This window comes from Nocardioides sp. F233 (assembly GCF_057813895.1).
The window spans coordinates 621,857-633,424 of record NZ_JBVASH010000002.1; the positions used below are offsets into that span (position 1 = coordinate 621,857).

Below are 11,568 nucleotides of genomic sequence, written 5' to 3' on the forward strand. Positions count from 1 at the left end.
TTTACGGGCGCACACATTGGAGGAGCGCGATGTTCAGCTGGATCGGTGGACTGGTGACGAGGCGGGCCCGCACGGTGCTCGCGCTCGGCCTGCTCGGGGTGGTGCTCGCCGCGGTCGTCGGCGTGGGTGCCTTCTCCAAGCTGCAGACGGCCGGCTTCGACGACCCCGACTCCGAGAGCAGCCGCGCCGCGGCCCTCCTCGAGGACCGGTTCGCCGGGGGAGCCGACTACGTGTTCGTCGTCGAGGCAGCGGGCGGCGACGTCGACGCCCCGGACGCGACCGAGGCGGGCGCCGCGTTGACCGAGCGGCTGCGCTCGGACCCGGCACTGGCCGACGTGGTGTCGTACTTCGACGGCCGCGCCGGCCCGATGCGCTCGACCGACGGCAGGTACGCGCTGGTCACCGCGTCGGTCGCGCCCGGCGAGGAGGCCGACCCGGGTGCCGTGCTCGACGAGTACGAGGGCACCGCCGGCCCGCTGAAGGTCGACGTCGCCGGCGGCGAGGTCGTCGGCGAGGAGATCGGTGCCCAGATCGGCCAGGACCTCGGGCTCGCCGAGAGCATCGCGATCCCGCTCATCCTCGTGCTGCTGGTGCTGGCGTTCGGCAACGTCGTCGGCGCGCTGGTCACCCTCGGCGTCGGTGTCGCCGCCATCTTCGGCACCTTCGCCGAGCTCTCGATCCTCGGCTCGGCGACCGACGTCTCGATCTACTCGGTCAACCTCACCACGGGGCTCGGGCTCGGCCTCGCCGTCGACTACGGACTGCTCATGGTGGCCCGGGTACGCGAGGAGCGGGCTGCGGGACGTGCCCACCAGGACGCCGTACGACGGGCGGTCGAGACCGCGGGCCGGACCATCGCCTTCAGCGCGACCACCGTCGCGGTGGCGCTGGCGGCGCTGCTCGTGTTCCCGATGTACTTCCTGCGCTCCTTCGCCTACGCCGGCATCGGCGTCATGCTGATCACCGCCTTCGCCGCGGTCGTCGTCCTCCCGGCGGGCATCAGCCTGCTCGGCGACCGGATCGACGCCTGGCCGGTCCCGCGGATGCGCGGCATCCGGGGCGAGGAGGCGCCGGTGTGGGCACGGCTGGCCCGGTTCGTGGCGCGGCGACCGCTGCTCAGTGCGCTGCCGGTCCTCGCCGGCCTGCTGGTGATGGCGATCCCGCTCGCCGGCATCGAGCTCGGCACCCCGGACGACCGGGTGCTGCCCACGAGCGCGTCCAGCCGGCAGGCCGGCGACGTGCTGCGCTCGTCGTTCGCCGGTGACGGCACCCACCCGATCCAGGTGGTCACCACCTCGACGGTGCCCGAGGCCGAGCTGGCGTCGTACGCCGCGACCCTGGGGGAGCTGCCCGGCGTGGTCCGGGTCGACACCCAGGCGGGTCGTGACGCCGACCTGGTCTCGGTGGTCACCGACCTCGACCCGATGTCCGCCGATGCGCGGGCCCTGGTCGGCGACGTGCGCGACGTCCCCGCACCTGCCGGGACGCAGGCGCTCGTGGGCGGAGCGAGCGCCGAGCTGCACGACCAGATGACCGGGATCGGGGACCGGCTGCCACTCGTCGCCGGCTGGCTGGTGCTCACCACGATGGTGATCCTGTTCCTGTTCACCGGCAGCGTCGTCCAGCCGCTGCGGGCGCTCGTGCTCAACGCGGTCGGCCTCGGCGCCACCCTCGGCGCGATGGTGTGGGTGTTCCAGGACGGCCACCTGTCCGGGGTGCTCGGCTTCACGCCGCAGCCGATGGACAGCTCGATGATGGTGCTGCTGTTCTGCGTCGCCTTCGGGCTGTCGATGGACTACGAGGTCTTCGTGATGAGCCGGATCAAGGAGATGCGCGACCGCGGGATGGCCAACGACGAGGCGATGGTCCACGGCCTGGCCCACACCGGTCGGATCGTCAGCACCGCGGCGGCGCTGATCGCGATCAGCTTCTTCGCCTTCCTGGTGAGCTCGGTCAGCTTCATCCAGTTCTTCGGGCTCGGCACCGGGCTGGCGATCCTGATCGACGCGACCCTGGTCCGCGGCGTACTGCTCCCGGCCAGCATCCGGCTGCTCGGGGAGCGCTCCTGGTGGGCGCCGCGCCCGCTGCGGGCGCTGCACCGCCGGGTCGGCCTCTCCGAGGCCGCACCCGAGGCGGCGCCCGAACCGGTTCCGGTCGGCTGACCTCCCACGGGTCACCGGAGATGGGGCGAGGGCCCGGCGGAGATCCGCCGGGCCCTCGTCGTACGTGCTCTGTTCGCGCTCAGTCCTCGGGGTCGTCGAGCCGGGCCAGCCAGGTGGCGAACCGCTCGACGGCCGTCTCGAACTCCGGGTGCGTGTCGACGAACTCCTGCAGCCGCTCGCCGAGCCAGGCCAGGGTGACCTCCTCGTCGCCCCGCCGCTGCTCGAGCTCCTCGATCCCGCGGTCGGTGAAGTACATCAGTCGCCGAACGCTTCGCCGATGAGGACCTTGGCCTCCTCCTGGTGGCGCTTGGCCGTACCGACCGCCGTGGTGGAGGACGCGGCGCGGGTGACGGGCTGGATGGCCCGGCCCAGCTGCGGGACGACGTTCAGGTAGAACGACGGCCACGGGCCCTGGTTGTAGGGCTCGTCCTGGACCCACTTCACGGTGGCGTTCGGGTACTTGTCGAGCTCGGCCTTCACCTGCTCGGTCGGCCACGGGTAGAGCTGCTCGACGCGTAGGATCGCCACGTCGTCGCGCTCCGACTTCTGGCGCTCGACCATCAGGTCCCAGGTGAGCCGGCCCGAGACGAGCAGCACGGTCTTCACCTTGGCCGGGTCCGCCGTCGCGTCGCCGATCACCGGGCGGAACTCGCCGGAGGTGAAGTCGGCCGGCACCGAGGCCGCCTCCTTGCGCTTGAGCATCGACTTCGGCGTGAACACGATGAGCGGCAGGTGCTCCTCGCCGAGCGAGTGGCGGCGCAGCAGGTGGAAGTACGACGCGGGCGTCGACGGCTGCGCGACGACCATCGCCTCGTCGGCGCACAGGGCGAGGAACCGCTCGATGCGCGCGGACGAGTGGTCGGCACCCTGGCCCTCGTAGCCGTGCGGCAGCAGCAGCACGACGCCGGAGTCCTGGCCCCACTTGGTCTTGCCGGCCGAGATGTACTCGTCGATGACGGACTGGGCGCCGTTGACGAAGTCGCCGAACTGAGCCTCCCACAGCACGAGCGCGTCGGGGCGGGCCACCGAGTAGCCGTACTCGAAGCCGAGCGCGGCGTACTCCGACAGCAGGCTGTCGTAGACGAAGAACTTCGCCTGCTCCTCGGTGAGGTTGGCCAGCGGCGTCCACTCGTCGGCGTTGACCCGGTCGATGATCGTCGCGAACCGCTGCACGAACGTGCCGCGCCGCGAGTCCTGGCCGGCCAGGCGCACCGGGCGCCCGTCCATCAGCAGCGAGCCGAACGCGAGGATCTCGCCGGTGCCCCAGTCGATCGGGCCGTCGGCGATCGCGGCGGCGCGGCGCTGGAGCTGGGGCATCACCTTCGGGTGGACGGTGAAGCCGTCGGGCGGGGTCACGTAGGCATCGGCGATCCGCTTGAGGACCTCCGGCGTCACGGCGGTCTGGGTCTCGCCGACCGACTTGTCCGGGTAGTCCGGGACGGTCGTCCACTCCTTGGGCGCCGACGACGCCTCGCGGACCTCGGTGAACACGCGCTCCAGCTGCTGCTGGTAGTCGCGCAGCACCTGCTCGGCCTCCTCGATCGTGATGTCGCCACGACCGATGAGGGACTCCGTGTAGAGCTTGCGGACCGAGCGCTTCTGCTCGATGAGGTCGTACATCAGCGGCTGGGTGTACGACGGGTCGTCGCCCTCGTTGTGCCCGCGGCGGCGGTAGCAGACGAGGTCGATGACGACGTCGCTGTTGAACGCCTGGCGGTACTCGAACGCGAGCCGGGCGACGCGGATGCACGCCTCCGGGTCGTCGCCGTTGACGTGGAAGATCGGCGCCTGCACCATCCGGGCCACGTCGGTGCAGTAGAGCGTCGAGCGCGACGAGCCGGGGGAGGTGGTGAACCCGACCTGGTTGTTGATGACCACGTGGATCGTGCCGCCGGTGCGGTAGCCGCGCAGCTGCGAGAGGTTGAGCGTCTCGGCCACGACACCCTGGCCAGCGAAGGCCGCGTCGCCGTGGATGAGCATCGGCAGCACCGGGAACTCGGCGCCACGGTCGAGCACGTCCTGCTTGGCGCGGGCGATGCCCTCGAGGACCGGGTCGACCGTCTCGAGGTGCGAGGGGTTCGCGGCGATCGACACGGCGATGGTCTCGCCGGTGCCGGCCACGAAGGTGCCCTCGGCGCCCAGGTGGTACTTCACGTCGCCGGAGCCCTGGACCGTGCGCGGGTCGATGTTGCCCTCGAACTCGCGGAAGATCTGGTTGTAGGACTTGCCGACGATGTTGGCCAGCATGTTGAGCCGGCCGCGGTGGGCCATGCCGATCGCGACCTCGACCAGGCCGGCCTGCGCGGCCGCCTCGGCGATCTCGTCGACGACGGGGACCGTGGTCTCGCCACCCTCGAGCGAGAACCGCTTCTGGCCCACGAACTTGGTCTGCAGGAAGGTCTCGAAGGCCTCGGCCTGGTTGAGCTTCAGCAGGATCCGCAGCTGCTCCTCGCGGGGCGGCTTGCTGTGGGGCTGCTCGACGCGCTCCTGGATCCACGCGCGCTGCTCGGGATCCATGATGTGCATGTACTCGATGCCGGTGGTGCGGCAGTAGGAGTCACGCAGGATGCCGAGGATGTCGCGCAGCTTCATGAAGCGGCGGTCGCGGCCACCGAACGAGCCGGTCGGGAACTCGCGCTCGAGGTCCCACAGAGTCAGGCCGTGCGACTCGATGCGCAGGTCCGGGTGGCTGCGCTGCTTGTACTCCAGCGGGTCGGTGTCGGCCATCAGGTGGCCGCGCACGCGGTAGGCGTGGATCAGCTCGAGGATCCGGGCCTGCTTGTCGATCTGGTCGTCGTGGGACGTCGCGATGTCGGCGTTCCAGCGGATCGGCTCGTAGGGGATCCGCAGTGCGCGGAAGATCTCGTCGTAGAAGCCGTCCTGGCCGAGCAGGTACTTGTGCACCTGGCCGAGGAACTCGCCCGACTGTGCGCCCTGGATGACGCGGTGGTCGTACGTCGAGGTCATCGTCATGATCCGGGAGATCGCGTTGCGCGCGATCGTGTCCTCGGACGCGCCCTGGAACTCCGGCGGGTAGTCCATCGAGCCGACGCCGATGATCGCGGCCTGGCCCTGCATCAGGCGCGGCACCGAGTTGTTGGTGCCGAGGCCGCCGACGTTGGTGAGGCTGACCGTCGTACCGGAGTAGTCCTCCATGGTCAGCTTGTTGTCCTTGGCCTTGCGCACGATGTCCTCGTACGCCGTCCAGAACTGCGCGAAGTCCATCGACTCACACGCCTTGATGCTCGGCGCCACCAGCTGGCGGGTGCCGTCCTTCTTCTGCTGGTCGATCGCCAGGCCCAGGTTGATGTGGGCCGGCGTGACCATGGTCGGCTTGCCGTCGATCTCGTCGAAGGTGTTGTTCATCGCCGGCAGCGCCTTGATCGCCTTGACGATCGCGTAGCCGATGAGGTGGGTGAAGGACACCTTGCCGCCGCGGGCGCGCTTGAGGTGGCTGTTGATGACGATGCGGTTGTCCCAGAGCAGCTTGACCGGGATGTTGCGCACCGAGGTCGCCGTCGGCACCGACAGCGAGATGTCCATGTTCTTCGCGGTCGCGGCCGGGATGCCGCGCAGCACCGTCAGGGTCGGCTCGTCGCTGGCCGTGACCGGCGCCGGGCGCGGGGCGTCCTTCGGCGTCGGGGCGGGGGAGTCGGCCTTCGGCGGCGTCGGCGTCGTCGAGGAGGCGGGGCTCACCTGCGGGGCAGGGGTGGCCTTCGGGGTCGGCGCGGCGGCCGGGGCGGCCGGCGCGGCGGGTGCTGCCGTGGCGGCGGGGGCCGGGGCTGTGGGGGCCGGGGCTGTGGGGGCGGTTGCGGCCGGAGCGGTCGGCGCAGCGGCGACGGCGGTCGTCGTACCGTTGCTGCTGCCGTTCCTGAAGAACGTCGCCCATGCGGGATCGACGCTGCTCGGATCGGCCTCGAACCGTTCCTTCATCTCCTCCACGAGCCACTCGTTGGCCCCGAAGTCCTCAGGAACGGGAGATCCGGTGGACTGGTCTGACGACTGCGTCACGACGTGCTTCGCCTCTTCCGATGAGCTGGACGCACCCGCTGCCGATAGCGGGTGGCTGTCGACCGCCAAGGCTAGTCCCCCGGGGAAGCAAATACCGCCCTGTGGTCACCCTTTGCTGCGAGGTGTTGCGCATCAGACACCGAGGCGCCGTTTCCCGCCTGTGGAACGTGTTCTCGTCCTGCGGTGATCAGGCGGTCGTGACGCCGTCGCGCGCCTCGCGCGCACCCTGTCCGGCGAGGGTGTCGGCGCGCTCGTTGCCGGGGTCGCCGGCATGCCCCTTGACCCAGTGCCACTCGACGTCGTGGGCGGCCGCGGCGGCATCGAGGCGGCGCCACAGGTCGTCGTTCTTGACCGGCGCCTTGGCGGACGTGCGCCAGCCGTTGGCCTTCCACTTCGCGACCCACGACAGGATCCCGTTCCGGACGTAGCTGCTGTCGGTGTAGAGGTCGACGGCCGAGCGCCGGTTGAGCGACTCGAGGGCCTGGATGGCCGCCATCAGCTCCATCCGGTTGTTGGTCGTGGCCGCCTCGCCGCCGTACAGCTCCTTCTCGTGCTGGCCGTACCTCAGCAGCGCGCCCCACCCGCCGGGGCCCGGGTTGCCCAGGCAGGCGCCGTCGGTGTGGATGGTGACGCGGGAGGTCGGGTCGGGCGAGGTCGATGGCACGGAGCGAGGGTACGGGGCACCATGGGCGAGGTGACGAGCAAGCACCCCGAGCGCGACAAGGTCCGGACCCGACTGCGCAGGGCGGAGGAGCGACAGCGCCACGTCGAGATCCGCCTGCGCCGGCCGGGCAAGGCCCCCGTTGTCGGGTACGTCGTCCGCGCCGGCTCGAAGCGGGTCGAGGTCGTCCGGATGGCCGAGCAGGGCCTCCCCGACGGCGTCGTCGAGCTCCGGCTGCGCGACGTCGACCGCGTGAAGTGGCGCCCCCGCCCGAGCGTCGAGCGGGTCGTGTCGGTCCCCGCCGACCGGCTGGCCCGCCTCGAGGAGCTCGAGGAGCTGGCCGACGCCGTCGTCGAGGAGGCGTTCGAGGAGGGCTGGCCGTACGACGCTGCCGGCGTCGGTGACCTCACGCAGCTGCAGCTCGCGGTGCGGGAGCTGGCCTGCCTGGTGCGGCGGGCGACGCCGTCCGGCTGAGGGAGTCAGTCCCCGGCGGGTTCGTCCAGGCCGAGGAACGACGGCGGCACGGCGTCGACGAGCCACACGCCGTTGCCGGTGCGCCAGAACGTGTGCCCGGAGGCGGCCATGGCGGCCGCGTCCACCCGGAGCACCACGAAGTCGCCCCGTCGCGCGCCGACCCGCTCGGCCGTCGAGCGGTCGGGGGAGAGGTGGACGTGGTGGCGCTGCCGGCGGTCCAGTCCGGTGGCGAGGATCGAGTCGACGTTGCGCCAGGGCGTCCCGTGGAAGAGGACGTCCGGCGGTGCTGCGGGCGTCAGGTCGAGGTCGACCGGGACGGAGTGGCCCTGGTGAGCGCGGACCAGGTCCGTGGCGGGGTCGTGCTCGAAGCGCTGCTTGTCGCTGCCGGCGACGACGCGCAGCACGTCGGCACGGGTCGCGGGGGCGCGGGCAGCGTGGAGAGCCGCGACGAGAGCATCGAGTGCGACCCACCCGTGGGCATCGAGCGTGATTCCGATCGAGTCCGGCCGGTGCCGCAGGACGAGGGAGAGGTGCTTCGACAAGGAGATGTCGTGTGAATCCATGGGCGCCTCCGGCAGGATTCGAACCTGCGACACCTGGTACCGGAAACCAGTGCTCTATCCCCTGAGCTACGGAGGCATGCGCCTCGACGATGAGGTCGGTGGCGCGATGAGGAACCCTACCGGTCGATATCCGTGCAAAGGAAACCGGTGCCCCTCGATACCCTTGGCCGGTGACTCCAGCGCAGCTCTCCACCACGATCGTCGACGCCCTCTCGACGCTCGTCGACCAGGGCGATCTCGCCCTGCCCGACGGCGTCCCGAGCGAGGTGACGGTGGAGCGACCGCGGCAGAAGGGGCACGGGGACTACGCGACCAACGTCGCGCTGCAGCTGGCCAAGAAGGCCGGGACCAACCCGCGGGCGCTCGGTGAGCTGCTGGCGGCCCAGCTCAAGCAGGCCGACGGGATCGCCGACGTCGAGCTGGCCGGGCCGGGCTTCCTCAACATCACGGTCGAGGCCGGCGCGCAGGGACAGGTGGCGGCCGAGGTCGTCGCCGCCGGGACGTCGTACGGACGCACCGACCTCCTGCAGGGCCAGAAGATCAACGTCGAGTTCATCTCTGCCAACCCGACCGGTCCGCTGCACCTGGGCCACACTCGGTGGGCGGTGCTCGGCGACGCGATCGGCCGGGTGCTCGCGGCGGCGGGCGCCGACGTGACGCGCGAGTTCTACATCAACGACCGCGGCGTGCAGATGAACCACTTCGCCGACTCGATCATCGCCGCGGCGCTGGGCGAGCCGAAGCCCGAGGACGGGTACGCCGGCGACTACGTCAACGACCTCGCCAAGGCCGTCGAGGCGGCCAGCCCCGGCATCTTCCAGCTGGAGGGCGACGAGCGGCGCTCCGCCGTACGGGCGAAGGGCTACGAGATCCAGCTCGCCGAGCAGCAGGAGCAGCTCGACGGGTTCAACACGCATTTCGACGTGTGGTTCTCAGAGCTCTCGCTGCACGACTCGGGCTCGGTGCCGCAGACGCTGCAGCGGCTCAAGGACCTCGGGCACGTCTTCGAGGACGGCGGCGCGCTGTGGATGCGCACCACCGACTTCGGCGACGACAAGGACCGGGTCCTCATCAAGTCCGACGGCGAGCTCACCTACTTCGCCTCCGACACCGCCTACTACCTCAACAAGCGGGCGCGGGGCTTCGACCACTGCATCTACCTGCTCGGCGCCGACCACCACGGGTACGTCGGCCGGTTGCGGGCGATGGCGGCCTGCGTCGGCGACGACCCGAACCAGACCCTCGACGTGCTGATCGGCCAGCTGGTCAAGATCCTCAAGGACGGCCAGGAGCTCAAGCTGTCCAAGCGGGCCGGCAACATCGTCACGCTCGACGACCTGGCCCGGGAGATCGGCGTCGACGCGCTGCGCTACTCGCTGGCGCGCTACCCGGCCGACTCGCCGCTGACCCTCGACGTCGCCGAGATCACCAAGGCGTCCAACGACAACCCGGTCTACTACGTGCAGTACGCCCACGCGCGGACCTGCCGGATGCTCGCCAACGCCGCGGACCTCGGCATGACGCTGCCCGGCGACGCCTTCGACCCGAGCCTGTTGTCCCACGACCGCGACGGTGAGCTGCTGCGCGCGCTGGCCGAGTACCCGCGGGTCGTGGCCAGCGCCGCCGAGCTCCGCGAGCCGCACCGGATCGCGCGCTACCTCGAGGACACCGCGTCGGTCTTCAACAAGTGGTACGACACCAAGGAGTGCCGGATGCTGCCGCAGGGCGACGAGCCCGTCGGCCCGGCCAACCTGGCACGCCTCGTGCTCGTCGTCGCCACGCAGACCGTGATCGCCAACGGCCTCGACCTGCTCGGCGTCTCCGCGCCGGAGCGCATGTGATGGGACGCGTCCCGCCCGGCGACTACGCCGGTACGTCGCCCGTCTGGCTGCGTGAGCCGTCCGACGTCAACGCCCTCATCCCTGCGCTGTGGTCGTCGTCGGCGCGCAAGGACGACGGCGTGCTGCACGTCGGCGGGCTGGCGGTCCCGGACCTGGTCGCCGACGTCAACACCCCGGCGTACGTCCTCGACGAGGACGACTTCCGCTCGCGGGCGCGCGGGTTCCGCGACGGCTTCGCCGGCTACGACGTCTACTACGCCGGCAAGGCGTTCCTGTGCACGGCCGTCGCCCGATGGGTGGCGGAGGAGGGACTCTGCCTCGACGTGTGCAGCGACGGCGAGCTGACCGTCGCCCTGCGCGCCGGCACCGACCCGGCGCGGATCGGCTACCACGGCAACAACAAGACGGCGATGGAGCTGCGCCGTGCCGTCGACGCCGGCGTGGGCCGGATCATCGTGGACTCGTTCCACGAGATCGACCGCGTCGCCGACGTCGCCCGGCAGCTCGGCGTACGCCAGGGCGTGATGATCCGGGTGACCGCGGGCGTCGAGGCGCACACCCACGAGTTCATCGCGACCGCCCACGAGGACCAGAAGTTCGGCTTCTCGATCTCCTCGGGCGACGCCTTCGAGGCCGCGTCGCGCGTCGTCGCGCACGACAGCCTCGAGTTGCGCGGCCTGCACAGCCACATCGGCTCGCAGATCTTCGACACCTCCGGCTGGGAGGTGGCCGCGCGTCGCGTGCTCGCCCTGCACGCCCGCATCGCCACCGAGCTGGCTCACGTCATGCCCGAGCTCGACCTCGGCGGCGGCTTCGGCATCGCGTACACGACCCAGGACGACCCCGCCGACCCGGCAGTGCTGGCCGAGCAGATCACCAAGATCGTCACGGGGGAGTGCGCCGCCCTCGGCATCGCCGTCCCGCACCTGTCGATCGAGCCCGGCCGTGCCATCGTCGGCCCGGCGATGTGCACCGTCTACACCGTCGGCACCGTCAAGCAGGTCGCCCTCGACGGCGGCGCCACCCGCACCTACGTCTCCGTCGACGGCGGGATGAGCGACAACATCCGCACCGCCCTGTACGACGCCGACTACTCCTGCACCCTCGCCTCCCGCGCCTCCGACGCCGCGCCGGTGCTGGCCCGCGTCGTCGGCAAGCACTGCGAGTCCGGCGACATCGTGGTCAAGGACGAGTTCCTGCCCGGCGACATCGCCCCGGGCGACCTGGTCGCCGTACCTGCGACGGGGGCCTACGGCCGCTCGATGGCGTCCAACTACAACCACGCCCTCCGCCCGCCGGTGGTCGCGGTCAAGGACGGGCAGGCCCGGGTCGTCGTACGTCGGGAGACGGTCGACGACCTGCTCGCGACCGACCTCGGCTGACTAGCGGGAGGGCCCGACGAGCCGCACCGGCCCGTCGCCATACCGCTGCAGCACGTCGCCGGGATTGGCCAGCGAGCACGACTTCAGCGACAGGCAGCCGCAGCCGATGCAGTCGTCGAGGGTGTCGCGCAGTCTCTCGAGCCGGTTGATCCGGTCGTCGAGCGTGCTGCGCCAGGCGCGGGACAGGCGCGCCCAGTCGGCCTTGGTGGGGGTGCGGCCCTCGGGGAGGGTGGCGAGGGCGTCGCGGATCTCGGCGAGGGAGACGCCGACGCCCTGGGAGACCCGGATGAAGGCGACCCGGCGCAGCACGTCGCGGTGGTAGCGGCGCTGGTTGCCGGCCGTGCGGATGCTGGTGATCAGGCCCTCGCGCTCGTAGTAGTGCAGGGCGGAGACGGCGACGCCCGAGCGGTGGGCGACGTCGCTGGGGGTGAGGTCGTGGCTGCGGAGGGCGCGGTTGAGGTCCATTGACCTCAA

The 11,568-nt window shown here is 71.1% G+C and carries 9 protein-coding genes and 1 tRNA gene; 4 read left to right on the top strand and 6 right to left on the bottom strand.

From position 1 onward, the window contains the following. Nucleotides 1–29: 29 nt before the first annotated feature. Entirely contained in the window at nucleotides 30–2,162 is a 2,133-nt protein-coding gene (locus ACZYRU_RS09385) for an MMPL family transporter (protein WP_488956819.1), read from the top strand. Between the two features lie 79 nt (nucleotides 2,163–2,241). Here ACZYRU_RS09385 and ACZYRU_RS09390 read toward each other — a convergent pair whose 3' ends face one another. The 3 genes from ACZYRU_RS09390 to rnhA all read right to left on the bottom strand — a co-directional run bounded on the left by ACZYRU_RS09390 (nucleotide 2,242) and on the right by rnhA (nucleotide 6,837). Next, nucleotides 2,242–2,418, bottom strand: a complete 177-nt coding sequence (locus tag ACZYRU_RS09390; RefSeq protein ID WP_164483660.1) for a DUF6104 family protein — start codon at nucleotides 2,416–2,418, stop codon at nucleotides 2,242–2,244. Further along, nucleotides 2,418–6,173: a multifunctional oxoglutarate decarboxylase/oxoglutarate dehydrogenase thiamine pyrophosphate-binding subunit/dihydrolipoyllysine-residue succinyltransferase subunit gene (locus ACZYRU_RS09395; protein ID WP_488956820.1), complete on the bottom strand. Its 3,756-nt coding sequence runs from the start codon at nucleotides 6,171–6,173 to the stop codon at nucleotides 2,418–2,420. Before ACZYRU_RS09395 ends, ACZYRU_RS09390 begins: the two co-directional genes overlap by 1 nt. 187 nt (nucleotides 6,174–6,360) lie before the next feature. Continuing rightward, the gene (rnhA, locus tag ACZYRU_RS09400) at nucleotides 6,361–6,837 is read right to left on the bottom strand and encodes a ribonuclease HI (protein WP_488956821.1); all 477 of its coding nucleotides are present in this window, start codon (nucleotides 6,835–6,837) and stop codon (nucleotides 6,361–6,363) included. A gap of 30 nt (nucleotides 6,838–6,867) precedes the next feature. On the opposite strand from rnhA, the gene ACZYRU_RS09405 reads away from it, so the two are divergent. Next, the gene (locus ACZYRU_RS09405) at nucleotides 6,868–7,308 is read left to right on the top strand and encodes a hypothetical protein (RefSeq protein WP_488956822.1); all 441 of its coding nucleotides are present in this window, start codon (nucleotides 6,868–6,870) and stop codon (nucleotides 7,306–7,308) included. A 5-nt stretch (nucleotides 7,309–7,313) separates the two neighbouring features. On the opposite strand, the gene ACZYRU_RS09410 is transcribed toward ACZYRU_RS09405, so the two are convergent. Then, nucleotides 7,314–7,871: an RNA 2'-phosphotransferase gene (locus tag ACZYRU_RS09410; protein ID WP_488956823.1), complete on the bottom strand. Its 558-nt coding sequence runs from the start codon at nucleotides 7,869–7,871 to the stop codon at nucleotides 7,314–7,316. Nucleotides 7,872–7,874: 3 nt separating this feature from the next. Continuing rightward, nucleotides 7,875–7,947 (bottom strand) — tRNA-Arg (locus tag ACZYRU_RS09415). Between the two features lie 94 nt (nucleotides 7,948–8,041). Here ACZYRU_RS09415 and argS point away from each other — a divergent pair. Then, nucleotides 8,042–9,712 (top strand): arginine--tRNA ligase, encoded by a 1,671-nt coding sequence (gene argS / locus ACZYRU_RS09420; protein WP_488956824.1) that lies wholly within the window; start codon nucleotides 8,042–8,044, stop codon nucleotides 9,710–9,712. Next, nucleotides 9,712–11,094, top strand: a complete 1,383-nt coding sequence (lysA, locus tag ACZYRU_RS09425; protein WP_488956825.1) for a diaminopimelate decarboxylase — start codon at nucleotides 9,712–9,714, stop codon at nucleotides 11,092–11,094. Before argS ends, lysA begins: the two co-directional genes overlap by 1 nt. Here lysA and soxR read toward each other — a convergent pair whose 3' ends face one another. Further along, the gene (gene soxR / locus ACZYRU_RS09430) at nucleotides 11,095–11,559 is read right to left on the bottom strand and encodes a redox-sensitive transcriptional activator SoxR (RefSeq protein WP_488956826.1); all 465 of its coding nucleotides are present in this window, start codon (nucleotides 11,557–11,559) and stop codon (nucleotides 11,095–11,097) included. Nucleotides 11,560–11,568 lie beyond the last annotated feature (9 nt).

Excerpts from the sequence above, each read along its gene's own strand:
- ACZYRU_RS09385 (WP_488956819.1), top strand. The coding sequence starts at position 30 with ATGTTCAGCTGGATCGGTGGACTGGTGACGAGGCGGGCCCGCACGGTG.
- ACZYRU_RS09390 (WP_164483660.1), bottom strand. The coding sequence starts at position 2,418 with ATGTACTTCACCGACCGCGGGATCGAGGAGCTCGAGCAGCGGCGGGGC.
- ACZYRU_RS09410 (WP_488956823.1), bottom strand. The coding sequence starts at position 7,871 with ATGGATTCACACGACATCTCCTTGTCGAAGCACCTCTCCCTCGTCCTG.
- lysA (WP_488956825.1), top strand. The coding sequence starts at position 9,712 with ATGGGACGCGTCCCGCCCGGCGACTACGCCGGTACGTCGCCCGTCTGG.
- soxR (WP_488956826.1), bottom strand. The coding sequence starts at position 11,559 with ATGGACCTCAACCGCGCCCTCCGCAGCCACGACCTCACCCCCAGCGAC.